The following is a 25,266-nucleotide window of genomic DNA, read 5'->3' as shown; positions in this document are numbered from 1 at the left end:
GCTGTAATTGCGAGTGCAAAAGTACTGCTTTATTTCGCTTTTCCTAATGTTAATTCAAATTAATTTATTGAGATAAGCCTAAGTGATGTGAAATCAGGGTTTAGTATTTGTAAAATATTTACTTTTTTATTGTCATCTTAAATAGTTTTGCTGTTTTACGGAAGGTTGTAGCTATAAATGTAATGAAGAATTGTAGCTCACCAAGGAGTAAAGCCCAGAAAAGAAGAAGAATTTGGTATATAGGAAAGGATACGAATACAAAAAATAGTATTTTCCATAATACGAATAGTTCATTGGGAACGCCGAAAAAGTCTTTTACTAATGGCATGGTAAATAATATACTTTGTCCTGCCAATGCAAATACGGTCATTATTTTAAATAATTTCCAATTGGAATCGATATTCCATTTAGATTTAAATCTGATAAAGTAGTTTTTTAGCATAGTCTGGCAAAGGTATACTATATCTAAAGTTGGTTTTTTATTATTTTGTTAAGAAGGATTTAATTTTGTCATCTATTAGTTTGATTATTTTTGTTGACCTACCTTGAATAAACAAATCTGTTATTTTTTTTGTATAAAGAGATGGTTTTGTATTTATTTCTATAATTGTTGTTCCATTTTGTTTTGCCATGATGGGTATTTGGTTTGCAGGACATACTTCTCCTGATGTTCCTATAACCAAATATACATCTGTATTTAATGTTGATTCTTGGCTTTTTAAAAAGGCATGTTGTGGAATTCCTTCGCCGAAAAAGGTGAAGTTTGGTTTTAAGAGGGAAGAGCAAGCTTTATTAAGGCAGGTGGGAGGGTGTTTATTTATTATAATTTCACTCCTATTATATATGGTGTTGCAAGATAAACAAATAAAGCTATTTGTTGTGCCATGAATTTCGTACACCAATTTACTGCCTGCTGATTGGTGAAGGTAATCTATATTCTGAGTTATAGTTCCTTCTAAGAATCCGCGTTTTTCCCAATCTGCAAGAATCCAGTGGGCTTTATTGGGTAGAAATGAATTAGGCTCTTTATAGAATAGTCTCTTTATATGAGGCCAAGCTTTATTGGGGTGATTTAAATAGTATTGAAGATCAAATAGTTTAGGATTGAAATGATTCCATATACCATCTTCTCCTCTAAATGTTGGGATTCCGCTTTCCACTGATATTCCAGCACCCGTAAAAGCAAATGTCCTTTTTGAATTAATGATTAAATGAGCAGCTTGTATGATGGACTCCATTTTTTTTATGCTAATATATTAATTCTATTTTATTCTCTTACACAATTTCGATACCATCCTCGATTTGATTATTATCTTTGCAGCCTATTAATAAGGTATTATGAAATTTGAAGATTATAATTTTTCTGAAGAAGTGAAGATGAGTATTGGTAAGCTGGGATTTAAAAAGCCTACCGATATTCAATACAAAACCATTCCCCATATTCTAAAGGGGGAGGATGTATTAGCGATTGCGCAAACTGGTACTGGAAAAACAGCGGCATTTGCGATTCCCATTATTGAGAAATTACATACTATAAAGAAACAACAATCAAGAAAAGATGGGATAAAAGCCATAGTCATGGTTCCAACCCGTGAATTGGCCATTCAGATTAATGAAGTATTTGTTGAGTTATCTGGAAATACTAGAGTCAAGAGCTTTTCCGTGTTTGGTGGGGTAGAACAAGACCCACAAATTCACAAGTTAGAAAAAGGGATTGACATTCTTATAGCCACTCCAGGGAGGTTGTTTGACTTGGTTAGCCAGGGGTTTATTAAACTCAATAGGATTAATATTTTGGTTTTAGATGAAGCAGATCATATGTTGAATTTAGGTTTTATCAAGGATATTAGAGATTTGATAAAGCATTTGCCCCATAAAAGACAAACTTTATTCTTTTCAGCCACTATTGATCAGGAAATCAAAAAATTAGCTTATAGTTTGGTGACTAATCCTATCAGAATTCAAATCTCACCAAAGGATCCAGTTTCTAAGAATGTAGATCATGCATTGGTGAATGTAGAGATGGATGACAAAAGATTTTTCTTGGAAAGATTAGTAAAAGCAAGTCCAGATGCCAAGTTTATCGTTTTCACAAGGACTAAAGTAAGAGCTGATAGAGTAGTAAAGGCTATGGAAAGGGTGAGTATTCATGCTGAAAGTATTCATAGCGATAGGGAGCAGGTGGATAGAAACTCCATAATGGATAGGTTTAAAAAAGGTGAAACCAAGCTATTAATTGCAACTGATATCAGTTCTAGAGGTATTGATATTCCAAATGTGGATTATGTAATCAATTATGATATGCCAGAGCAATCAGAAAATTATGTGCATAGAGTAGGTAGGACAGGTAGGGGAAGAGAGAGAGGCCAAGCATTTTCCTTTTGTAGTACTGAAGAGAAACCTTTATTAGTAGAAATTGAAGATTTAATTGGTAAGAAGATTCCAATTGTTGAAATGGATAGAGAAGGTTATAAAGCAATTGTAATTCAATCTAACGAAACTCATTCTGACTGGAAATCTTTGATGAAGGATATGGAAGTGGATGAGATAGCCTATAAAAAAAGAAAGAGAAAAAAGAAATAGTTTTCTCCATGGAAACCAAAAAAAGGGACTAAAATTAATTTAGCCCCTTTTATTTGCGTTCTGAATAAAACTATTCGAATGACTGTTGATATTGCTTTTGATAATAGATCCATGCCCCAAAGCCGATAATAGGCGTTAAAAACAATCCAATTAAAATGACTTTAAAAGAATTGTGCGGGAGTTTCTCAGCTTGAAATATTAGAAGAGCCATCATGACAATATAGGTCATTATTAATACGTCTGTTATCATAGAATAGGAATTTGATACAAATATACTTATTCTAAACTCCTTCTCCGGTTAAATGAATATATGTTGACAGAGAATTATTATTCGTTTAATCTAATTGATTAAATGAATTATTTTTCAGAAAAAGATTGTGTTCCATCCCAATTCTCTGGCAAACCTTGTTCAATAAAATTTTGACATCTACTAATATATAACTTGGTAGTCATATCTTCTGGTGATTCTTTTTCAATTTTTAGGAATACTTCCAGTGCTTTATCCATTTCTTTATTTCTATAGTGTTGGAGCCCATCTTTGAATAGTGCGTTGGTCGCAATTTTTGCAATTCTTACCTGATGAGGTTCGCCATCAAGAATCTCAAATATATTTACTGAGTTTCGTTTTCCCTTTACAGTGACCATATCTAGGAAACGGAATTGGTAGTTAGCCGGATTATCTAATTTTATTAGCATTTCTTGGCTGATGATGATGGAGGCTCCGTATTTTTTAGTTAATCCTTCTAATCTGCTGGCTAGATTTACGTGATCGGAAATTACTGTTCCTTCGATTCTACCTTTTCCTCCAACTATTCCGAGCATTAAATTACCAGTATTCATGCCGATTCCACTATTTATAGGTGCCTGGCCGTTTAGTTTTAGGTCCTCGTTGAACTCCTGTAGTTTTGCACGCATTTCTATAGCAGCATTGAGCGCATCATCTGGAGATTCAGGAAATAGGGCCATGATGGCATCCCCAATATATTTGTCAATAAAACCATGGTTTCGAGAAATAATAGGTTCCATATATCCCAAATAATGATTGATGAAATTGAAATTATCTCGAGGAGTCATGTTTTCAGAGATTTCAGTAAAAGATCTGATATCTGAAAACATCACTGTCATTTCTTTCTGTACTTGATCGCCTAGATGAATATCCGTTATGCTTTTTTTGTCAAGAAAGTCTAGGAATTGCTTGGGAACAAATCGATAATAGGAATTATTAATTTCACTAATATCATCAATGTAATTCTTTATTCTTTGCGACATCAGGTTGAAGCCCTCTGCCAGCTCTCCAATTTCATCATTGGTTCTTACCACACTGAAATTAGTGTTTTTACCCTCCCCAGTTTTTTGCATATTTCCTAATAATTCTTTTACGGGGAATACAATGTCCAATGTGGTCCACCTAACAAAAGTTAGGATATAGACTAGAGAAATAAATATACTGATTCCAATTCCTACAAACATCATGTATGCATTTACTGAGTTCACGTAAAAGAAATCGTCAATTTTGCTATCTTCTAATAATTGAGTATAGTTTCCTAAAATAACATTTCTGACTTGGTCATTGGCTAAATCTATATTTGCATCTTGAACCTTTGTTACACTGAGAATCAAATAAAAGATAACAATGGCTAATGGTAATAATGTAGTCATTCCACTGGCTAACCAGAGCCTATTTCTAATCTTTCCAATTGAATTTCTGAAAATTCGTTTTCTCAATTCATCTTCATAAAATAATACTTCAAGGTAAAAGATATGTACTCGGTGTTTGTGCCAGTAATAAACAAATATTGTAGAAAGAAATCCAGAAAGGGCTGCAATATATAAGTATTCATCAAATATACCTGCATTTATGGAGTCTGAAAAGTCCACGAAAAAATTGATATATGCTATGTATCCAACTGTGCTTAACATGACCAGACCAAAAATGGTAGCATGGAATATTGGAGTATAGAGTAGGTACCTCCTGCAAAAGAAATCCAATCTTGTACTGATTTCTTTCATTTTGCGCTTTCTACTAAAGTACCTTCTAAATGGATAGCTTATTAAAAAAGTGAGAATAAAACCAATTAATATGCCATAGTAGAAAATATCGAAGCTTCTATTGAAATAGATTGGACGATTTATATCAGTTGTAGAATCGGATAAGGTAAACGTATCATTAATAGTAATTTTATTACCACTCTTATTAGAAGTGTCAATGGATATGATTTGAGCAGATTGTATGCTATCTGCTTTGACTAGATTTTCGATTTTATTAGCAAAGCCATCGATCTTATTAGCTAATTCAATTTCGTCAGTTGTTAATGTGGAATCTATAATTTGAGCAAGCGTATCTTGTTTAGCTCTTTTCATGATAGGACCATCAGGTCTTATCGTAATAGGGCCAACCTGTTCTTCTCTGTCAGGACTTAGTATTCCTTTTTCCAAATATTCTGGAATATTCTGAATCAGCATCATTCCCATAAATGGCATTAATAGAAAGAAATAAAACAATCCAGAGACGATAAATATCCTGAGCGATTTATATTTTGGGATTTTCTTCATAAAAACAGATAGTCTTAATACCTAATGGACGAATTATAATTATAAAAGTGACAGTAAATATACTAAGAATTGGCAAATGGCCACTTGAAAGCGTTTTTTTAAATAATTATCCTATTTATTATTCATTCTCAGAGATGTATTTTTCGTATAAATCAGGTCTTCTTGTTTTTGTTCTTTCAATAGCTTGATCGTATTTCCACTCCGCTATTTTTTTATCATTTCCTGAGAGGAGGATAGCTGGAACTTCTTGTCCATTAAAGTTAGCAGGACGAGTATAAACAGGAGGGGAGAGTAATCCATCTTGGAAAGAATCGGAAAGGGCAGAGGTTTCGTCACCCAAAACGCCAGGGATTAATCTGATTAAACTATCTGCAACTATCATGGCTCCAATTTCACCACCACTTAATACATAATCACCCACACTAATTTCTAAGGTGATATATTTTTCTCTCACGCGCTCGTCTACTCCTTTATAATGGCCACAAAGAATCATTATATTTTCAAAAGAAGACATTCTATTGGCCATCCCTTGATTAAATACTTTACCATCGGGAGTCATAAAAATAAGCTCCTCATATTTTCTTTGACTTTTTAATTCCTCTATGAGTTTCACAATGGGATCAGCCATCATCACCATTCCAGCACCACCACTAAAGGGATAATCATCTACTCTGCGATGCTTGTTTGTAGAATAATCTCTAATATTATGAAGGTGAATTTCGGCTTTGTTCTTATCAATAGCTCTTTTTACTATGGAATGACCAAAAGGGCCTTCAAACATTTCGGGAAATATGGTGAGTATATCAATGCGCATTTGACTAATTTTTGGCAAAGCTAACTAATTATTAAAATATTCGTAATTTAGAAACCCAAATTTCACTTTTATGGCACAGAAAATTATAATTACATTCATAGCATTTATCTTATCTTTTTCTGTATTGCATTCTCAGTCTTATCAAGACCTTGATAAATTGAAATCTCCGCAAGAGAAAGTCGATTTATTACTGGAGATGGCTAAACCCATGCGCAAAAAAAAATCGGATTCAGCAATTTTTATCTATAATAAGGCATTGCTTATTGCTAAGGAAAATAAATTAGCAAAATCAGAAAGTGAAATAAACAAAAATATTGGATTTGCTTTTTACTATAAAAAGGATTTCAAGAAAAGTAAAGAGTTTATTAAATTATCTATTGATATAGCTGCGGAATTACAGGACTTTAAGATTTTGAAATCTAGTTATAGTAAGCTGGGGGTTATTAATTATATTGATAGAAATTTTGATAATGCTATTACGAATTATCGATTATGTATTTTAAATGCTGAGCATATCAATGATAGTATTACAATTGTAGCAAGTGAGTTTATGATAGGGGTTTGTTATTATCAACAAGGAAACTATCCTAAGGCTTTAGAATCTTATCAATTGGCCTTGGTTATGGCGGAGAAAACTAATCAATTATCACGTCAGGCTTTAATCTTAAATAATATTGCTAATATTCAAGATGAGTTGCAGAATTACCCATTAGCTTTGAAGTATTCTGAGCAAGCATTAGAAATAAAAATGCAACTCAAAGATGAAAAAGGAGCAGCAGAAACTAAAGAGAATATGGCAACTGTTTATTCTAAAATGGAAGATTATGATAAAGCTTTAGGTTTATATGAGGATATCTTAGCGTATAAAGAAGAACAAAAAGACAATGCCGGATTGAGTATTACTTATATGAATATTGGATATATTTATGAAAAACTGGGAAAGTTTCAGAATGCATTGGACTATTATTCTCGTTCGCTTCATTTATTGTATCAGCAAGACGATAGTAAGAATATTGCCGTTTGTTTAAATAATATCGGAGATATATATTATGCATTAGGAAAATACAAACAAGCCATAGACTCCTCTGAGAAAAGTTTAGAAATTGGCAAAAAGCTTCAGTCTAAAACTAATGTTAGATCCTCCGCTTTATCACTCACAAAAAGTTTTGTGAAGATTAATCAATATAAGCCAGCTTATGAATATCATGTACTGTATTCTCAGATGAAAGATAGTTTGTTCAATGAGGAAAGTGCAAAGCAGCTTCAGGAAATGGAGACCAAATATCAAACAGAGAAAAAGCAACAAGAAATTGAAAAGCAAAATCTAACCATAGAAAAACAACATGCACAAAGTCGCAGTCAAAGAATTATGCTATTTGCCATGTTTGGAGGTTTGCTTTTAGTTGTTTTAATCGCAATACAGGTTTTTAGAGGATATAAACAGAAGAAGAAGGCCAACGCTTTGCTAGAAAGTAAGAATATTGAAATTGAAGAAAAGAACAGCAATTTGAATATTGCAAATATTGCGATTACAGAGCAAAAAGTAGAAATTGAAGAGAAGAATCTAAATATTATGGATTCCATTAGATATGCCAAACGAATTCAGCAAACTATATTACCTCGTGATCAATTTGTAGAAAAGCATTTGCCTAATTCCTTCATCCTATATAAACCTAAAGATATTGTTAGTGGTGATTTTTATTGGATGGAGAAGGTAGACAATACCATTTATGCCTCTGCTGTAGATTGTACCGGTCATGGAGTTCCTGGAGCCTTTGTGAGTATTGTGGGTTATAATAGTTTGAACAGGACTTTGATGGAGTTTGGTTTGAGACAGCCTGCCGAAATTTTGAATAAACTAAACGATTTGGTAGTAGATACTTTCGTAAGACATTCTGATAGTGATGTTAAAGATGGAATGGATATGTCCTTGGTGAGTATTAATTTGGATACCATGGAGGTTGAATTTTCCGGTGCACAGAATCCTCTCTATATTGTAAATGGGGATGGTATAGAAGAAATTAAAGCCAACAAACAGCCCATTGGCTCTTCTTTAGAACCAAAGAAATTTGACAATCATGTGGTAGAAACGAAAAAGGGAGATATGGTTTATTTATTTTCCGATGGATATATTGATCAGTTTGGAGGTCCAAAAGGGAAGAAATTCATGAGGAAACGATTTAAAGAACTGCTTTCTAGCATTCATCAAATGGATGTGAAAACACAAAAGCAACATCTCGACAATACCATTATGGATTGGATGGGAGAGGAGGAGCAATTAGATGATATTCTGGTAATGGGATTTAGAGTTTAGTCGTGAATGAGCCAAGTCTCTAATGTAGAATAGAGTTCTTTGGGTTTTATAGGTTTCGACAAATAATCATTCATTCCTACAGCTAAACATTTCTCTTTATCACCTTTCATCGCATTAGCGGTCATGGCTACTATAGGTAAGTCTTTGGCACTTAGTTCTTTTCTTATGGCAAGAGTGGCTTCTAATCCATCCATCTTTGGCATTTGAACATCCATTAATACCAAGTCATACTTTTTGTTTCTAGTAGCTAATAAGGCTTCAAGACCATTTTGAGCAACATCTACAATAATTCCTGCCTTTTTTAATAAGGCCATTGCTACTCTTTGATTGATTAAATTGTCTTCGGCTAATAAAACACTAGTAGTAGATGGTAATTCTTTGAGCCTATTCAGGTGATCGATATTATGGTCTTGAATGGGATTTCCCTTCTGCTCAGAAATACCTAGGACATTAATTACGCTATCGAAAAATACAGATTGTTTCACTGGCTTGGTCATATAAGCAATATTCCCCAATTCTTTGAAAATCTTCTTTTCGCCCCAAGCCCCTACCGCAGTTAGAACTACAGCAGGGATTTGGCTGGTTTCTCTTATTTCTTTGAGCAATTGGTAACCATTCATTTCGGGCATTTGAAAATCAGTAATTAATAAATTGAAATAACCTTCTTTCTTGCTCCTGAAAAATTCTAAAGCCTCTTTTGGGAATTCAAAAATATCTGAAACAAAGCCATAGGCTTTTAGTGTTTCTCTAATAATGACCCTGTTGGTTTCATTATCGTCAACAGCTAAAACTCTAAGATTATGAAGTTTTTCTGGTAATTTAAATAGTGTGTCTTTGTTTTTCTTTGAATCGTTAAAACATGCGGTAAAGAAGAAGGTACTTCCTTCATTCACTTCACTTTCTACCCAAATATCACCATGCATTAAATTAACTAATTGCTTGCAAATACTCAAACCAAGACCTGTGCCTCCAAACTTTCTTGTAGTAGAAGAGTCCGCCTGAGAAAAGCTTTCAAAAATAGCTTGTTGCCGATCCTCGGGTATTCCAAGTCCCGTATCTTTAACTCCAAACACAAGGTTGATTGCAGAAGAGTCTTGACATTCATTATGCTTATTTTTGTCAATGTCAACAGTGATGTTGATTTCTCCTTGCTCCGTAAATTTTAGTGCGTTGCTTACTAAATTGGTTAGTATTTGTCTTAATCTTGTAGGATCTCCGATAATAAATTGAGGAACATCTGGCTTTACAAATAGATTAAGTTCAAGACCTTTGTTTTCTACTTGTTGGATGATAACGTCTGAAACTGCTTCAACAACTTCGTGTAAGTTGAAATCAATATCTTCCAATTCTAATTGACCAGCCTCTATTTTCGAGAAATCGAGAATGTCATTTATTAAATCTAATAAAAGGTCAGCGCTATCTTTTGCCATTTTGAGGAACTGATATTGTTCCATGCTTAAATTAGTGGGTAAAACCAATTCCAACATCCCGATAATTCCATTCATTGGAGTTCGGATTTCATGACTCATATTGGCAAGAAATTCACTTTTTGCTTTGTTTGCAGCCTGTGCCGCTTCCATTGCAATTTCAATATCATGAGCTTTATTCTCCAATTCTCTATTTAATGCTAAAATTCCTCTATTGGTTTCCTCTAATTCGTGATTAATAGATTCTATGGTAGAATTTTGTTCTTGTAGTTCTTTAAGTAAATAAAAGAGCTCATTATTCTGGGCATTTATTGTTTCTACTAAACTACTATCGCCTCTTTCAATAGTTTGTAAAAAAGCTTTTTGAATTTTCTTAATATTCTCCTCATCCAATAAAGTGACATAAGGAGGAAGCCATTTTACAGCGGTAATGATAGTTCCTCTAGTACTTGTTTGAATATCAAATTCATCCATTAGTCTTTGTGAGCCCATAAGACCAACTCCCATACCTTTTTTTGATTGAAAAGAACCTGAGTTGATCAAATCCAAGTCGATAATTCCGTCTCCTTGATCAGCAAAGACAAGAACCAAGCCATCGGAGCCTCTTTCTCGAGTTGCAATTGAAAAGTTTAGGGTTCCATGACTTGCATGTTCAATAATATTTCTGGTAAGTTCAGATATTGTGGTTCCAATACGAATTTTGTTCGTATTGTCATACTTTATTTCTTGAGCTAACATGGAGCCCAAATTACGACCACGAACCACATCTGACTCAAATTGAATCTTAAGTTCGCCTACATTATAAAGTGTGGCTGATGATAAGAACGGTAGCGTCGTCATTGGATCTAGAAAATTGATTTAAAATATATTCGGCATTCTTTTGTGGAGCTAAAGTCCAGTCTATATCTTCGTGTTTCCATCGAGAGGTAATTCCATCGGAGTACATACAAAGGGAATCTCCTGCTTTAAAAGGAAATTCAAAAACCCGTGGAGTTCTCATATTATGCCCCATTATCCCTCCAAAGGAAAGTAAATTTTGTTTACCATTGTTTGTCATTAAAAAACTTTCAATGTTTCCAGTTCCACAAAATGATATTTTTTCTTGTTCTGTATTTATGGAAACTAAACCCATAACCACTCCTCTTGTTCCTCTAATAGATTGGTGAATGTTTTTCATTAAAGCATCGAGAGGAAGTTCTGCTTTTTGTATGATGGCTTGTTTGGCGAGTTGGGAAGCGATATTGGCTTCTTTTCCATGACCTAAACCATCGATACAAGCTGCAACACAATTGTTTGAGTTAATATGAGTAATGACATGGCCATCACCATTTAAGGTTTCACCAGGTTTTGGTCTGGATGCCACACCCGTTTCTAATTTTGAATTGTTTCCTAACCATTGTTTAGGTGGTAACCATTTACGTGATCTTATACAGTTTTTAAAAGTATGTAAATCGTCAAAATAGATTTCATTAATTTCAGAATGAGGTTCCGGATTTACTTCTAATTCATCGCTAAATCTTCTAATGCTTCCTAAGCCAAGTCCCAATGTATTAGCATTGCTTACTCCATCTTTAAGCACATCATTAAAATTTGAAATTCCCTCCCCAGAATCACAACACCAAAGCTCAATGGCTTTTTGGTTGATGTTATTTTCTAATTGGCAGATAACTACTTTTCCGCTGCCTCCACCATGTTTTAATACATTGGTAACTAACTCTGTTACAATAATTGCAATTTCACCAGTTTTTACTTGGTTAAAACCTATTTGGGAAGCCAGTACAGCTGACTTCCTTCGACAGACTCCAACATCAGATTCATTATCTATAGGGAAACTTAAAATATGACTTCGTTTTACTTCCATTTCATGAGTCGAATTAGTGTTCCAGTATTTACTTCTGTTCTTATTTCAAAGGAGTCTACCAGTCGTTTTGCCCCAGGTAAGCCATAACCCATACCGCCTCCAGAGGTATAGCCATCGCTCATGGCCAAATCAAGGTTTTCTATTCCTGGGCCTTGGTCTTCAAAGGTAAATATGAGTGCATTATGCCCATCGAAATAACCTTGGTTAATGGTTACTTCACCTCCATTTGCGTATTGGTACATGTTTCTGAGTAGTTCGCTAACAGCCGTGGTTATTCGAGTTTGCTCAACGATTCCCATTTTGAAATCCTTGGCATACTGTCGTGCCATTTGACGAACTTTTACTATATCGTTTTCTGTTTTCACAGGAAAAACACCCAGCTCAGTCCAATCGCTATCATATTCAAAAGCTTGCATAGTCTGAACTTTTTAATCATCATTGATGGAGGCCATTCTTCTTTCAAGAAGCTCCATTCCTCGTTCCATATTTAATGCGGTATCAACTCCTGGCATTTCGAGGCCGAGTTCTACTAGGGTTATTGCTACTGCTGGTTGCATACCTACAATTACTACAGCCGCATCCATAATGCTTGCCATAGATGCCATTCCTGAAAGCATTCTGCCAATGAAACTATCTACCATTTCTAAAACAGAAATATCAATTAGAACTCCTTTGGCTCCTGTTTTCTCAATTTCATTTAGAATTTGAGATTGTAATTGGAGGGCAAGTTTGTCGTGCATATCTACCTGAATAGATACGATTAAATATGAGCCTATTTTTATAATAGGGATCTTTTTTTCTTGAAAATGATCCATTATTCCTCTCTTTCTTCTATTTCTTCCATACTACTTGCTATGACTGCTCCCGATTTTTTATTTTGCTTCATAGCATAAATCATGGCGTCTTGTAATGTTGCTTTGGTTCTAATGATAGATAAATCAATTCCAAGGTGAACAATGGTTTGTGCTATAGCAGGACTAATTCCGCTGATGATACAATCGGCGCCTAAAAGCCTTGCAGAAGTTACTGTTTTTAAAAGGTGATTTGCCACTTGAGTATCAACAGTCGGTACTCCAGTGATATCAAGAATGGCCATGGTGCAACTGGTATCCACAATTTTTTGAAGAAGATTCTCCATCATGATTTGAGTTCTTTGGCTATCTAAAGTTCCAATTACAGGAAGGATGAGGATATTGTCCCAAACTTTACTTACAGGACTCGAAAGTTCCATTAAATCTTCTTGTTGTTGAACAATAGTCTTTTGTTGTTCTTGGATTTTCTTTAGTTTTTCTTGAAGATCATTTTGCATATTAATACTTTGTTTGAGCTCATAGGTGAGATCGTCAATTAAAATATTAATAGCTTCTTCAATACCAGTGAGATCATCTTCAATATTTGATTCAACTCTGATATCTAAATCTCCAGCAGCTACTGATGAAAGTACATCTTCAATATGATCGATGCGTGCTTTTACATTTGATAATTCTAAATTTTCTTCCATTTTTTTATGATCTTTTACTTTTCAACCATTCTATAGCTTTTTCTTCAGATTTGAAAAAGTCACCATTTATTTTAATAACACCTGTTTTGATTAAGACTCTTGCTACCATTCTGTTTGCGGCACTCCCACCAACAAAGGCAATATCGGTTGCTCCTGTTGTGGCTAATCCTTTGCTTGAAGCTTCACGAGTTTCTCTGTTTTCGACTTTGTCGTTAATACTCATTATGGTGAGTAATTGTTTATAGGGTTTTCCTTCAAATTTTTCTTTTACTGTATTAATGACTTCTTCAACATCCTTTCTTAAGTAATCACCAACAAACTCTATGAAGGTAATTCCAGTTTTGTCATCATACCAAATTTTATGTTTCATGTCTGAATTGTTTAATAATTGATTTCTTATTGTAAATGTAATGATTTTGGTTAATAAAAACAATAGAATTTGAGTATAATCCCAAATAATAAAAAGCTAGTAGAAAAGGCTTGTTAATTTTTGTATATTAGTTAATTGAAATAAATAGATTATTAGAAAACTCGATTTTTATGTTCCTATTAGCTCGAAATATTATCGGTTGTTGGCTTCTTTGTTTGGTATTTCCTCTTTTTGGAGCGGCAACTGATGTTGGAAATAATGGGATATATGCTAAAAATGGTGTTTTAGATCTGCGTGATTGGGATGAGAAAAGTATTATTGAATTACCTGGGGAATGGGAGTTTTATTGGAATAAACTGATAAGGCCACACCAGTTTATTTTGAATATGAATCCAGAATATCTTTACTTCCCTCACCTTTGGGGTGATTTGGAGGGTGATTCCTATTCATCTTATGGATATGCAACTTACCGATTGACCTTACTGATGCCCAAAACCAATGAAATACTCGCCTTTAGGCTTCATGACTTCTATTCTGCTTATGAATTTTATATGGATGGAAAGCTCATTGCTAAGAATGGTGTGGTATCTGACAAAGAGGAAGAGTCAGTTCCGCATTGGCTTCCTCAAGCATATCCCTTTCGGGTTCATTCAGATAGTATGGAACTCGTTATTCTAATCTCTAATTTTCATCATAGTAAAGGTGGTCTTATTATACCTCCACTTTTAGGTAAAGCCAAAAATGTACTTCAGGAAAGAGAAAAACTTATTGGTATAGATCTGCTTTTGACAGGAGCATTACTCATGGGAGGATTGTTTTTTATGGGGTTGTTTATTTTTGGTAGGCATAATAAAGCTATTTTATATTTTAGCATGTTTTGTTTGGTTTACAGCTATAGGATTATCGGGACAGGGGAGTATTATCTTCATTCCATATTCCCAAATTTAAGTTGGCACCTGACGGTAAGGCTAGAATATATTACCTTGTTTTTGAGTCCCTTCTTTTTTATGCTTTTTATTCAATCGGTATATCCACAAGAAACCAAAAAGTGGGCAGCCAATGTTTTAAAAGCCATGTCATTGGTATTGGTATTTATCACCATTTTCTTAAGTAGTAAAATTTTCACCTTTTTGATATTACCATTTTTTGGGATTTTATTTGTTTATATAGCCTATGGAACATGGATTTTTGTTTTTGCTGCTTATCGAAAGAGAGCAGGATCTTTTTATGGAATAATAAGTGTTCTTGTCCTTTTTAGTGTTTTTGTAACTCATATCTTGAATTATATGGGCTATTTACCTGCTTATCCTTATTGGTATTTCATTGGGTATTTATTATTCTTTTTCTTTCAATCTCTAATTCTATCTTATCAATTTGCTTATTATTTTAAGCAAGCCAAACTAAAAGCTGAGCAAGGAGCTAAGGTTAAAGCAGAGTTTTTGGCTACTATGAGTCATGAAATCAGAACACCTATGAATGGTGTCATTGGAATGACAGATCTTCTAAAACGCACGGATCTTACAAAGGAGCAATTTGAGTATGTGGAAACTATAAAAATAAGTGGAGATAATCTATTGACCGTAATTAATGATATTTTAGATTACTCTAAGATTGAGCAAGGAAAAATGGAGTTGGAATTGCAAAGTTTCAATTTAGTAGAAACGGCCGAAGATGTACTCGCTCTGCTTTCCTCTACTGCAGCAAAAAAGAAACTGGAGCTTTTGTTAACTTATGATGATAATTTGCCGAAATATATTATTTCTGATCCACATCGGTTAAAACAAGTACTTGTTAATTTGATAAATAATGCCATAAAGTTCACTTTTGAGGGAGAAATTCTGCTGCATCTTGGAATAATAAACAGCTCGGAGGAGGGTGTTGAAGTAGAGTTTAGAGTGAAAGATACAGGCATCGGTATTCCAAAGGATAAGATTGATCGTTTGTTCCAATCGTTTTCACAAGTGGATGCAAGTATTGCAAGACGCTTTGAGGGTACTGGCTTAGGATTAGCCATCAGTAAGCAATTGGTAAATTTATTAGGTGGCCAAATTGGACTGGAGTCGGAAGAAAACAAAGGGTCTGTATTTTATTTCACTATTCTTGCAAAGATGGACAAGTCGGAACATTTACCAGGAAACATATCTGATGAATGCATATTTGAAAATAAAAGAGCTTTAATACTTGATGATAATGAAACCAATTTAACCATTTTAACGAAGCAATTGTCTATTTGGGGATTTGAGGTTTTTGCTTTTCAAGATCCTTTATTGGCCATAGAGAAATTTGAAGTACTAAATATCGATTTAGCAATTATAGATATGCAGATGCCCGATTGTTTAGGTATTGAGGTAGCTTCGAAAATAAGAACTACATCAGGCTTTTCTGCTCTTCCGATCATTATTCTTTCTAGTATTAAAGTAGATTTTAGTCCACAAGAAAGAGATTTGTTTAATATCTATTTAATGAAACCTGCCCGCGAGCATAAATTATGTCGTTCCATTAGGTTAGCTATGGGATTATTAGAGGATGATAGAAATAAAATGATTCTAGCTAAGACGGATTCTAGCTTTAAGTTATCGGAGTTAAAGATATTAGTTGCCGAGGATAATCTAATCAATCAGAAAGTAACATTGAGTCAGTTAAAGAACCTAGGCTTAGAAGCCGACTTGGCGGTGAATGGTCGCTTGGCTGTGGAAGCTTGTATGGAAAAAGATTATGACATAATTTTAATGGATGTGCAAATGCCTGAAATGGATGGTTTGGATGCTACTAGAAATATTCTCAAACATCATCAGGACTTAGGGAGAAAAGCACCATTGATATTTGCCATGACAGCAAATGTATTAGGGGAGTCTGAAGCACAATGTTTAAATGCTGGGATGAAAGATTTTATTTCTAAACCAGTAAATTTTGAAGATATGAAAAAGGTTTTTAAAAAGTGGATGGACTAATTTCAGTTAGCGCATATCAATAACATCTACATTTGGATATTTTGCAGTGTCAAATGTAAAACTGTCTGATGGAATTTCACTATCAGTAACAAATTGCTTGATTTCATAAGAAAATATGTTTCCATCAAAATCGTACATGGTAAACTCCGAAAGCTGTAATAATTCCTTATTTACTGATAATACAACATAATCGAAATTAGAGTTTTTATCTTTTGGTTTAAGATTTAATTGATAAAAAGATACGCCTTCTTTAATAATGTCATCTCCTAGTTTTGAGGTATAGTCATCATTATAGCTCGATAATAGTTTAGTAGGGCTGAAGCCTTCGTCATCACTAACTTCATTGACTTGTACTTCTTCGCTGTCTGCTAGATAAGTCCAAAGGGTTTCTCCGTCGCATATAACTTCTTGTCCGGCTATATTTAAATGGTATTTGTTACCTGCTACAATTAATGTTCCATTGGTAGTCTCGTCAATCTCCGCTTCTAAATTCACCATTTTATAAGCAAAACTGGTTTTAATATTTTTATAGGAGTTAGTTTTTGTACTAAGCTCCTCAAGAATATCTTCTGCTTTTTGAGCAAAACTCATGTTCATGAAACTTAAGCTAATGGCAAGTATGATCATGTATTGAATACCTTTTTTCATTGTAATAGTATTAGGATAATTTATTAAATAGCGAGCAAAAGTACAATAATTCAATTATTATTCTAGCTCTTTAGCATAAAGGTCTTTCAAAAACTGTTCCAAAGCCATTTCATTGGCCACACGAACTTCTCTTGCTTTACTTCCTTCAAACTGTCCTACAATGCCAACGGACTCTAATTGATCTATAATTCTGCCTGCCCTATTATATCCCAGTTTAAGTTTCCTTTGAATTAAAGAAGTTGAACCTTGTTGAGCATTTACTATTACTCTTGCAGCATCTTCAAATAATTCATCTCTATCGGCAATGGTAATTTCAGAACCTTGGTCTCCTATGTCACTTTCGCTTTCTGGCAGAATATATGCTGAAGTATAGGCTCTTTGGCTTCCAATAAATTCAGTAATGCTATCAACTTCAGGCGTATCAATAAAGGCACATTGTATTCTGACCATATCGTTACCAGTTGACATTAACATATCTCCACGACCAATTAATTGATCTGCTCCTCCTGAATCAAGGATAGTTCGAGAATCGATTCTTGATGTTACTCTAAAAGCAATGCGAGCTGGGAAGTTGGCTTTAATAATACCAGTAATAACATTTACTGATGGACGTTGAGTGGCAATGATTAAGTGAATTCCGATGGCACGAGCCAACTGGGCCAAACGAGCAATTGGTCCTTCAACTTCCTTACCTGCCGTCATCATTAAATCAGCAAACTCATCCACAACCAATACTATATATGGCATGTATTTGTGGCCGTTATTTGGATTTAATCGACGAGCAATAAACTTGGCATTATATTCTTTAATATTTCTTACTTGAGCATCTTTTAATAAATCATAGCGGTTATCCATTTCCTTCACTAAGGAGTATAGTGTTTGAACAACAGCTTGTGTATCTGTTATGATTGCCTCTTCGCTATCCGGAAGTTTGGCTAAGAAATGCCTTTCAATTTTGCTAAATAAAGTAAGTTCTACTTTTTTAGGATCAACCATAACAAATTTTAATTGTGCTGGATGTTTTTTATAAAGTAGTGAGGTAATGATAGCATTTAAGCCTACAGATTTACCTTGCCCTGTAGCACCCGCCATAAGAAGGTGAGGCATTTTGGCTAGATCGAAAATGTAACTTTCATTGCTAATGGTTTTTCCCATTACTACTGGTAGTTCATAAGTTGAATCCTGAAATATTTTGGATTGAATGACAGCACGCATGGGAACAATTTCGGGTTTGCTATTTGGTACTTCAATTCCAATGGAACCTTTTCCAGGAATTGGAGCAATAATTCTAATTCCGAGAGCAGAAAGACTCAAAGCAATATCATCCTCTAAGTTTCTGATTTTAGAAATCCTAACTCCTGGTGCAGGAACAATTTCATAGAGGGTGACTGTTGGTCCAACAGTAGCTTTTATCTTTTGAATCTTAATATTATAGTGATTCAAAGTCTCAACAATTCTGTTTTTGTTGGCTTCTAATTCTTCTTTATAAATATTAATTTTATCCGAACCATGATCTTCAAGAATATCAATCTGAGGGAGTTGATAGTCAGATAAATCCTCAGTAGGATCATAAGGTGTATCAATACTGTGAGATTTGGTTTCCTCAACCACTTCTTCTTTCCCGATGGACACATTCATGCCTGTTACACTTTCTGTTTCAATATCACTAATAGACTCAGATATATGTGATGAAGATTCAGTTATTGTATTTTCAATTATATCAATTGGCATTGACTCGTCTAATTCCAAATCTAAATTGGGGTTGTTCTTCTTTTTTAGTTTTGTTTCCTCTTCGTGAACAAGGGTTATTGGCCCAGAGTTATCTTCTTCCTTTATAATGACGGGTTCTGGTGTTGGAACAGAATCCTGCCATTCCTTGTCATCTTCTGTTTTTTCTATTTCCTTTACAGCATATTCGTTGGTATTGTATTTGTCGCCATTATTATTTTCATCAAAATTGGTAGTCGTTTCATCCTTATCCTGGATGTTGTTTTTGCTTTTTTGAGCATAAAATCTATTAAACCATTTCATAGGAAAGTTAAAATGGACAATAAGAAACGAAATGAGGCTAAATGCAAGAATGATTATTAGTCCTGTCATGCCCATAAGACCTTGAATCCATGAAGAAACTTGATGTCCGAAAGTGCCTCCTAAAATAGCTAAAGCGGAATGGTGGAAAATACTTCCAAAGAAAACAGCAGACCAAAGCATGGTTACAAATGAAATTTTGAGTGTTTTCTTGAAAGGAAGAAAACTTATTCTAAGGGTAAGATTGCTTCCCATTAAAAAGAAGATAAGGATGAAAAGAAAGGAAGCGATACCAAACATTTTGTAAATAAAAAGATGTCCCAGCCAAGCCCCTAAATATCCTCCCCAATTATTTACAGGGACGGTCCCACTTAAATCGGACCATTCAAAATTATAAACTTTATCGTAGTCGGCCGTCCAATAAAATAAATAAGACAGAAAAGAAAAAGTCATGTAAATGGAAAGAAGAAGAAGAAATATTCCCAGACTCAACTTGAATTTATCCGATTGAATAAATGACAGGGAAGGAGCTTTTATTGAGCTTTTCTTCTTGGTTTTTGTTGAGCTTTTTTTAGGGCTTTCTGGTTTTGTTTTGTTTGTCTTCTTTGCCATCCGGATATACTATGTTTAATACAAAAATAGGGTAAAATTAGGAGGAGGGTAGAAGGATGCCGTAAAGTTGTTAAAAGGGAATTGTGCACAAAATATCCATTTCTACCACATGTTCTGATAAGATAATTAGGAGATTGAGGTTGGGTTTATTGCATGTGAAGTCATTTTCTAGGTTTTAAACCCAAAATAATGGTGCTATTTTTGGATGGTAAGGCTTCAAAAATAAAGAGACTAAATCCAATAAAGGAAATAGCCTCTTTTCAAAGTGAAATGAATGAGATGTGTTTTTATTGTTTCACAACTTTTACAGAATGCTGAGCATTTAAAGTTTCTACTTCTACAAAGTAAACACCGTTTTTTAGGCCTGCCATTTCAATGGTCATATAAGCATCTGTTCCTTGAATTCTATTTACTATCTGACCAACAAAATTAAGAATACGAACTTCTTTAATTTGCTCTTGAGATTGCACTTGTAATAAATTGTTAGTAGGGTTTGGGAAGCATGTAATGTTTTGTTTTGCATCCATTTCCTCTACTTTCACATAGGTCCCATTATACTTGTAAATACCACCGCTACCATCTGCACCGGTGAATCCACCGCTCCATCCTTGGTGGTTTTCATTAAGAGCTATAAAAGTGTGTTGGTCAACATCTCCATCATTTACATTCCATGTGATACCTCCATCTTGTGTCCAGGCAGAACCTGAGTTATCAGTAGCAGCACCAGTGGCTACAGCAAACAAAGTTCCATCAACGAAATCTAAACCACTCATAAAAATAGTTCCTGTAGTATTTAACTCAGTCCATGTTTCTCCACCATTTTCAGTGTTCCATACACTTCCAGTATTGTTGATGAGTAAACCATAGTTATTATCTGAAAAAGCAATGTTTCCACTTGATGTTGCACTACCGAAATCTGAAATGGGACTCTGGAAAGCTTCCCAGTTGAAACCTTTGTCAGTCGATCTGAAAATTCTTCCTTTATTTGTTGTATACCAAATAGAATTTGCTGTACTATAAATTTGGCCGACATAACCATATTCACCAGAAATGGGAGTAGGAATATTAGCTTCAGGAACACGTGTCCAATTAGCACCATAGTCATTAGTTGTATAGTTTTCATAGTAGCCATCAATTGGGTCACCTTGACAAAAACCATTACCATCAATATCCATCCAAACAACGTTTGAGAAAGAAGATGCTGCAGTGTAAGAAGCCGATTCCTGACGTGCCCAAGTTACTCCTCCATCAGAAGTATGGAAAATGCCACCTTGCCCTGAGGTGTTAGGGTATCCAACAGCCCATGCTTTATCTACGTCAATGGCTGTAATCATTGCAATATCTACGGTTGAAGATCCAACATCAATCATACCAGCAGTCCATGTGGTACCACCATCAATAGTTTTGCTGAAATTTTGTCGATGTTCGCTAGATGCAGAACCATCATAAGCAGAGATCCATACAATATCATCGTTAACAATGCTGATGTGTTTTACTCCTGTTGATTCATCAGGGAAATTTGGACTTTGAATCATCCATTGTGCTTGCACACTAATAGTAAGTACAAGACTCATTAAAAAAAGTAATGTTTTTTTCATAGAAATATTTTTAAATTATTAAAATCTGTGTACTTCAAATTTAGATAATAGTTAAGTTCTATTTTATGAATGTTTCTAAGTGATTTTCACGAATGGCATGCTTTATTGGATATTCAGAAACAAAAATTAGGATATTTACATATGTAGTAACATGCCGTTTAGCTTGAGGTGGAAATTGTTTATTGCTTATTTAATTTAATTGATCAGCCATTAATGCTCCATATTGGGATTGGATTGTTATTTTTCGGATTCACCCAGTCGAAGTGTAAAAATTAGATTAAGAATGGTTTATGAATCTCTAAACATCAGTGAAGGCAGTTGTTTGCAGATAATTTTGCATGTCTTTTGTTTTTGTGTTGGTATCATGGAATTCCAAGGTATTAATAGAAAGGAGATATTTAGTGGCCAATAGAAGAATAATTAGGTTCCTATTGAAAAACTATAAATGGGCTGAGATTAATAATTATTAGGTGTTTTTCTGAAGGTTACTGTTGTTATGTAGGGCTAATGTTTGTAGGCTTTGTAGGGGATTATACTTAGGGTTGGTTTTTTGATAAATCTGATTTATAGCCATCATGTAAATATATGGATGATATAAACATAAAAAAGCCTTAAATCATATGATGAAATAAGGCTTTCTTGTATTGTAAAAATGTATGGTTAGTCGATAATTATAACTTCTTCCATTTTATCACCAGCTTGAATTTGATCAACGATATCAACGTTTTCAATTACTTTTCCAAAGCAAGTATGGTTTCGATCTAAATGAGCAGTGTTTTCACGGCTGTGGCAAATGAAAAACTGAGATCCACCAGTATTTCTTCCTGCGTGAGCCATACTTAATACACCACGATCGTGACGTTGGTTTTCTCCACTTAATTCACAATTGATTGTGTAACCAGGTCCACCCATTCCTGTTCCATCAGGGCATCCGCCTTGAACTACGAAATCAGGAATGACTCTATGGAAGGTTAATCCGTTATAATAGCCATCTTTAGCTAATTTGATAAAATTTTCTACAGTTTTTGGGGCATCGTTTTCGTAAAACTCCACCTTCATAACACCATGTTTGGTTTTAATTTCTGCTGTTGCCATTTCTATGATTATTTTATTGTTCTAAATATTTTATTCCATCTAATTTTGCCATCACTTAAACTTTTGTTGGGGTCTAATGATAACCAAACAAATACTGCTTTGCCCACTACATGATCCTCAGGAACAAATCCCCAGTATCTTGAATCTGCTGAATTGTGGCGGTTGTCGCCCATCATCCAATAATAATCTTGTTTAAAAGTATATGTTGTAGCCAATTCTCCATTAATATAGATTTTATCACCTTTTATTTCAAAATCATTATCCTCATACTTCATGATGATTTTTTTGTAAAGTGCAATATTGTTGAGGCTTATATTTATATTTTCTCCTGCTTTAGGAATGGTTAATGGACCAAAGTTATCTTGGTTCCATTGGAAGTTCTTAGTGTCGTGTGGGAAAATAGGGGAGTAGATTTCTCCTTTTGCTTGAATTCTTGGAGTAATCTTCTTTACATTTGGATATTTCTCTAAGACTTTTAATTTATCCTCACTCAATGGCAATACATAATGACTATTATTCATTCTTCCACCTTCTGTAATGTCTAATTTGTCAATGGTTTTTTTGTTAAAACCAGTTCCATTTGTGTAAACATCATACATGAATTGCATATTCTCTGGATTATCAGCCATTTCACCATTTACAAATAATTGGCGGTCTTTTATTTCGATAACATCACCCGCAATGGCTACACAGCGTTTGATATAATTCTCTCTTTTATCAACGGGTCTATCTGTAACGTGATAAGCTTTCCAGATGGCTTTTCTTCCCATTCCTGGTTTGTATTTGTCGCCATATCTTTCTGCTAATTCAAGTTCTTTATCTCTAACTATTTGATAGTAATCTTCGTTTTGTCTTTCTAGAACCACAGTATCACCACTTGGATAATTGAAAACCACTACATCATTATTTTTTACCACATCAAATCCTGGATATCTGTGATAAGGCAGTTCCAACCATTCAACATAGGACTTGGTGATTTTGGTCATTGGGAGCGTGTGGTGAACAAACGGAAAAGCAATTGGAGTTTGTGGGGATTTTGGCCCGAAAGCCATTTTGCTTACAAATAGATAATCTCCAACCAATAAGCTTTTTTCCATAGAAGAAGTAGGTATTGTATAGGCTTCCATAAGGAATATTCTGATGATACTTGCTGCGATAACTGCAAAAACAATGGCATCTGTCCATTCTCTAATAGTAGACTTTTTAATCTTAGGACGATCTTCTGGGGCAATCCATTTTAGTTCATTTTTAGTTCCTAGCCAGGGCATATATACAAAAGGGAACAGGGCTACTAAAACCTGATCTAATGGTTTGTTTTTCTCAAATCCTTTAATGAGTTCAATGCATAATAGCATGAATGTGAATACATTGATAAATGGTATGATCAACCATAGGTACCACCAATAAGATTTCTCAACTAACTTTACCCAAATAAAGAAATTATAAAAGGGGATCAGTGCTTTCCAACCTGGTATTCCTGCTTTCTCAAATAAAGGATATGCAAAAGCTGCTGGAATAGTTAGCAAAACTGGAATACTCAGAACAAAGAATAATAAACTCATGTGGTTTTAGATTAATTTTATGCAAATGTGCTTTTTTCAAAGATGAAATAAAAATTTTTGGACTTAAAATTTGTTAAGCTTTTAGGTCATTTAAATTTCTTTAATCTTTTTTAATATTAGGCTTCTTATTGAATTTTTTGTTTCCAGGTTTCTTATTGAATTTACCTTTGGGTGAAAATTTCCGGCCTCCTCCTTTTGATGTGTATTCAGGCCCTGCTGGAAAATCTGCTGGTAATGGTATCTTATGAATAACTCTATCGATGAGTTTTTCTATTTGTTGAAATTTGTAAACATCATCAGAGTTGATCAAGCTGATGGCTAAACCAGACCTTTTTGCTCTGGCGGTTCGTCCCACTCTATGCACATAATCTTCAGCATCGCTAGGGGACTCAAAATTTAATATCAGGTCAATATCATCAACATCAATTCCCCTACTTACAATATCCGTAGCAATGAGGACTTTGGTTTTTCCACTTCTAAAATTGAGCATGATTTCTTCACGATCTTTTTGATCAAATCCACTGTGAAAGGCTTGTACTCCAAGTTTTAAATCTTTTAGGTTTTTTGCAATATTGTCTACTGTAATTTTACTTCCAGCAAACACAATCATCTTTTGCTCCGTTTTATCTTTGAGCAAATGTTTAAGGAGTCTGATTTTTTCAGAATCATGGACTAGATATGCTGCTTGGATAACTCCTTCAGCAGGTTTGGACATGGCGATGTTAATCTCTTTGGGATTGTTTAAAAGAGATTTGGCCAGGGTTCTAATTTTGGGATTCATTGTAGCTGAAAACAATAGGTTTTGCTGTTTACCAGATAACTGTTTTTTAATCTCTAGGATATCAGGAAGGAATCCCATATCTAACATTTTATCTGCTTCATCAAGAACTAGAAATTCTAATTTTGACAAATCTACGTATCCCATTTTTAAGTGGCTTAGGAATCTTCCAGGAGTGGCAATAATAATGCTGGCCCCTCTCTCTAATGCCTTTTTTTCTTGGCTAAAATCTTTTCCGTCGCCTCCTCCATATATAGCTAAAGAATCAATTGGAGTGTAATAGGCCATACCTTGTAACTGCTGGTCTATTTGTCCAGCAAGTTCACGAGTTGGTGCAATGATGAGGGCTTTAGTATAGGCTTCATCGGCATAATCCAGGAGGATGTCCACCATGGGAAGTAGAAAAGCAGCTGTTTTTCCTGTTCCTGTTTGAGCAAATGCCATCAGGTCAGAACCTTCTAGAATAATGGGGATGCTTTGTTCCTGAATTGGAGTGGCGTCTTTATAACCCATTGCATCTATTGCATCGAGAATATCACCAGATAGTTTTAAATCTTTGAACATATTTTTC

General features: G+C 34.4%; 20 protein-coding genes. 3 read left to right on the top strand and 17 right to left on the bottom strand.

The annotated features are described in order from the left end of the window. Positions 1 to 118 precede the first annotated feature (118 nt). Together HNS38_RS05960 and HNS38_RS05955 are read right to left on the bottom strand one after the other, a co-directional pair. On the bottom strand, positions 119 to 442 hold the full coding sequence (locus HNS38_RS05960; RefSeq protein ID WP_172280405.1) for a DUF6787 family protein: 324 nt from the start codon (positions 440 to 442) through the stop codon (positions 119 to 121). Between the two features lie 40 nt (positions 443 to 482). Further along, on the bottom strand, positions 483 to 1,238 hold the full coding sequence (locus tag HNS38_RS05955; RefSeq protein WP_172280407.1) for a Sir2 family NAD-dependent protein deacetylase: 756 nt from the start codon (positions 1,236 to 1,238) through the stop codon (positions 483 to 485). Between the two features lie 100 nt (positions 1,239 to 1,338). On the opposite strand from HNS38_RS05955, the gene HNS38_RS05950 reads away from it, so the two are divergent. Beyond that, positions 1,339 to 2,583, top strand: a complete 1,245-nt coding sequence (locus HNS38_RS05950; RefSeq protein ID WP_172280409.1) for a DEAD/DEAH box helicase — start codon at positions 1,339 to 1,341, stop codon at positions 2,581 to 2,583. Positions 2,584 to 2,653: 70 nt separating this feature from the next. Here the strand turns inward: HNS38_RS05950 and HNS38_RS05945 are convergent, their stop codons facing one another. From HNS38_RS05945 to trmD, 3 genes are all read right to left on the bottom strand, one after another. Then, the gene (locus tag HNS38_RS05945) at positions 2,654 to 2,833 is read right to left on the bottom strand and encodes a hypothetical protein (RefSeq protein ID WP_172280412.1); all 180 of its coding nucleotides are present in this window, start codon (positions 2,831 to 2,833) and stop codon (positions 2,654 to 2,656) included. A gap of 107 nt (positions 2,834 to 2,940) precedes the next feature. Beyond that, complete coding sequence (locus HNS38_RS05940) at positions 2,941 to 5,136, bottom strand: adenylate/guanylate cyclase domain-containing protein (RefSeq protein ID WP_172346142.1); 2,196 nt, start codon at positions 5,134 to 5,136, stop codon at positions 2,941 to 2,943. Between the two features lie 118 nt (positions 5,137 to 5,254). Further along, the gene (gene trmD, locus HNS38_RS05935) at positions 5,255 to 5,950 is read right to left on the bottom strand and encodes a tRNA (guanosine(37)-N1)-methyltransferase TrmD (protein ID WP_172280416.1); all 696 of its coding nucleotides are present in this window, start codon (positions 5,948 to 5,950) and stop codon (positions 5,255 to 5,257) included. A gap of 70 nt (positions 5,951 to 6,020) precedes the next feature. Between trmD and HNS38_RS05930 the strand changes: the two genes are divergently transcribed. Next, positions 6,021 to 8,264 (top strand): tetratricopeptide repeat protein, encoded by a 2,244-nt coding sequence (locus tag HNS38_RS05930; RefSeq protein ID WP_172280418.1) that lies wholly within the window; start codon positions 6,021 to 6,023, stop codon positions 8,262 to 8,264. Here HNS38_RS05930 and HNS38_RS05925 read toward each other — a convergent pair. The 6 genes from HNS38_RS05925 to HNS38_RS05900 are packed head-to-tail and all read right to left on the bottom strand — an operon-like array spanning position 8,261 to position 13,423. After that, positions 8,261 to 10,531, bottom strand: coding sequence for a response regulator (locus HNS38_RS05925; protein WP_172280421.1), 2,271 nt, complete (start codon positions 10,529 to 10,531; stop codon positions 8,261 to 8,263). The genes HNS38_RS05930 and HNS38_RS05925 overlap by 4 nt on opposite strands. Then, positions 10,491 to 11,552, bottom strand: a complete 1,062-nt coding sequence (locus HNS38_RS05920; protein WP_172280424.1) for an ATP-binding protein — start codon at positions 11,550 to 11,552, stop codon at positions 10,491 to 10,493. Before HNS38_RS05920 ends, HNS38_RS05925 begins: the two co-directional genes overlap by 41 nt. Beyond that, positions 11,543 to 11,968, bottom strand: coding sequence for an anti-sigma regulatory factor (locus HNS38_RS05915; RefSeq protein WP_172280426.1), 426 nt, complete (start codon positions 11,966 to 11,968; stop codon positions 11,543 to 11,545). Before HNS38_RS05915 ends, HNS38_RS05920 begins: the two co-directional genes overlap by 10 nt. Positions 11,969 to 11,980: 12 nt before the next feature. Further along, positions 11,981 to 12,367: an STAS domain-containing protein gene (locus HNS38_RS05910; protein WP_172280428.1), complete on the bottom strand. Its 387-nt coding sequence runs from the start codon at positions 12,365 to 12,367 to the stop codon at positions 11,981 to 11,983. After that, complete coding sequence (locus HNS38_RS05905) at positions 12,367 to 13,053, bottom strand: STAS domain-containing protein (RefSeq protein ID WP_172280430.1); 687 nt, start codon at positions 13,051 to 13,053, stop codon at positions 12,367 to 12,369. The genes HNS38_RS05910 and HNS38_RS05905 overlap by 1 nt, the downstream gene beginning before the upstream one ends. 4 nt (positions 13,054 to 13,057) lie before the next feature. Then, a complete protein-coding gene (locus HNS38_RS05900; RefSeq protein ID WP_172280432.1) occupies positions 13,058 to 13,423 on the bottom strand; it encodes an STAS/SEC14 domain-containing protein in 366 nt (121 codons plus the stop codon). Positions 13,424 to 13,593: 170 nt separating this feature from the next. On the opposite strand from HNS38_RS05900, the gene HNS38_RS05895 reads away from it, so the two are divergent. Next, the gene (locus HNS38_RS05895; RefSeq protein WP_172280434.1) at positions 13,594 to 16,374 is read left to right on the top strand and encodes a response regulator; all 2,781 of its coding nucleotides are present in this window, start codon (positions 13,594 to 13,596) and stop codon (positions 16,372 to 16,374) included. A 6-nt stretch (positions 16,375 to 16,380) separates the two neighbouring features. On the opposite strand, the gene HNS38_RS05890 is transcribed toward HNS38_RS05895, so the two are convergent. The 6 genes from HNS38_RS05890 to HNS38_RS05865 all read right to left on the bottom strand — a co-directional run bounded on the left by HNS38_RS05890 (position 16,381) and on the right by HNS38_RS05865 (position 25,259). After that, positions 16,381 to 17,022, bottom strand: coding sequence for an outer membrane lipoprotein carrier protein LolA (locus HNS38_RS05890; protein ID WP_172280436.1), 642 nt, complete (start codon positions 17,020 to 17,022; stop codon positions 16,381 to 16,383). Positions 17,023 to 17,079: 57 nt separating this feature from the next. After that, positions 17,080 to 19,662 (bottom strand): DNA translocase FtsK, encoded by a 2,583-nt coding sequence (locus HNS38_RS05885; protein ID WP_172280438.1) that lies wholly within the window; start codon positions 19,660 to 19,662, stop codon positions 17,080 to 17,082. A gap of 287 nt (positions 19,663 to 19,949) precedes the next feature. Then, positions 19,950 to 21,260 carry a T9SS type A sorting domain-containing protein gene (locus HNS38_RS05880; RefSeq protein WP_172280440.1) on the bottom strand — a complete coding sequence of 437 codons (1,311 nt, stop codon included), beginning with the start codon at positions 21,258 to 21,260 and terminating at the stop codon, positions 19,950 to 19,952. Between the two features lie 660 nt (positions 21,261 to 21,920). After that, on the bottom strand, positions 21,921 to 22,355 hold the full coding sequence (locus HNS38_RS05875; protein WP_172280442.1) for a peptidylprolyl isomerase: 435 nt from the start codon (positions 22,353 to 22,355) through the stop codon (positions 21,921 to 21,923). Between the two features lie 8 nt (positions 22,356 to 22,363). Further along, positions 22,364 to 23,917, bottom strand: coding sequence for a signal peptidase I (gene lepB, locus HNS38_RS05870; RefSeq protein WP_216663647.1), 1,554 nt, complete (start codon positions 23,915 to 23,917; stop codon positions 22,364 to 22,366). Between the two features lie 100 nt (positions 23,918 to 24,017). Then, positions 24,018 to 25,259 (bottom strand): DEAD/DEAH box helicase, encoded by a 1,242-nt coding sequence (locus tag HNS38_RS05865; protein WP_172280444.1) that lies wholly within the window; start codon positions 25,257 to 25,259, stop codon positions 24,018 to 24,020. Between the last annotated feature and the right edge of the window lie 7 nt (positions 25,260 to 25,266).

The sequence above is a fragment of the Lentimicrobium sp. L6 genome (assembly GCF_013166655.1).
In the GTDB taxonomy this organism is placed as follows: domain Bacteria; phylum Bacteroidota; class Bacteroidia; order Bacteroidales; family UBA12170; genus UBA12170.
This window is presented reverse-complemented; position numbering and strand designations above follow the sequence as displayed.

Coding starts and splice junctions, on each gene's coding strand:
- HNS38_RS05955 (WP_172280407.1), bottom strand. CDS start 1,238: ATGGAGTCCATCATACAAGCTGCTCATTTAATCATTAATTCAAAAAGG.
- HNS38_RS05945 (WP_172280412.1), bottom strand. CDS start 2,833: ATGATAACAGACGTATTAATAATGACCTATATTGTCATGATGGCTCTT.
- HNS38_RS05950 (WP_172280409.1), top strand. CDS start 1,339: ATGAAATTTGAAGATTATAATTTTTCTGAAGAAGTGAAGATGAGTATT.
- HNS38_RS05960 (WP_172280405.1), bottom strand. CDS start 442: ATGCTAAAAAACTACTTTATCAGATTTAAATCTAAATGGAATATCGAT.
- HNS38_RS05910 (WP_172280428.1), bottom strand. CDS start 12,367: ATGGATCATTTTCAAGAAAAAAAGATCCCTATTATAAAAATAGGCTCA.
- HNS38_RS05900 (WP_172280432.1), bottom strand. CDS start 13,423: ATGAAACATAAAATTTGGTATGATGACAAAACTGGAATTACCTTCATA.
- HNS38_RS05930 (WP_172280418.1), top strand. CDS start 6,021: ATGGCACAGAAAATTATAATTACATTCATAGCATTTATCTTATCTTTT.
- HNS38_RS05895 (WP_172280434.1), top strand. CDS start 13,594: ATGTTCCTATTAGCTCGAAATATTATCGGTTGTTGGCTTCTTTGTTTG.
- HNS38_RS05940 (WP_172346142.1), bottom strand. CDS start 5,136: ATGAAGAAAATCCCAAAATATAAATCGCTCAGGATATTTATCGTCTCT.
- trmD (WP_172280416.1), bottom strand. CDS start 5,950: ATGCGCATTGATATACTCACCATATTTCCCGAAATGTTTGAAGGCCCT.
- lepB (WP_216663647.1), bottom strand. CDS start 23,917: ATGAGTTTATTATTCTTTGTTCTGAGTATTCCAGTTTTGCTAACTATT.
- HNS38_RS05925 (WP_172280421.1), bottom strand. CDS start 10,531: ATGACGACGCTACCGTTCTTATCATCAGCCACACTTTATAATGTAGGC.
- HNS38_RS05880 (WP_172280440.1), bottom strand. CDS start 21,260: ATGAAAAAAACATTACTTTTTTTAATGAGTCTTGTACTTACTATTAGT.
- HNS38_RS05885 (WP_172280438.1), bottom strand. CDS start 19,662: ATGGCAAAGAAGACAAACAAAACAAAACCAGAAAGCCCTAAAAAAAGC.
- HNS38_RS05905 (WP_172280430.1), bottom strand. CDS start 13,053: ATGGAAGAAAATTTAGAATTATCAAATGTAAAAGCACGCATCGATCAT.
- HNS38_RS05865 (WP_172280444.1), bottom strand. CDS start 25,259: ATGTTCAAAGATTTAAAACTATCTGGTGATATTCTCGATGCAATAGAT.
- HNS38_RS05915 (WP_172280426.1), bottom strand. CDS start 11,968: ATGCAAGCTTTTGAATATGATAGCGATTGGACTGAGCTGGGTGTTTTT.
- HNS38_RS05890 (WP_172280436.1), bottom strand. CDS start 17,022: ATGAAAAAAGGTATTCAATACATGATCATACTTGCCATTAGCTTAAGT.
- HNS38_RS05920 (WP_172280424.1), bottom strand. CDS start 11,552: ATGGAAGTAAAACGAAGTCATATTTTAAGTTTCCCTATAGATAATGAA.
- HNS38_RS05875 (WP_172280442.1), bottom strand. CDS start 22,355: ATGGCAACAGCAGAAATTAAAACCAAACATGGTGTTATGAAGGTGGAG.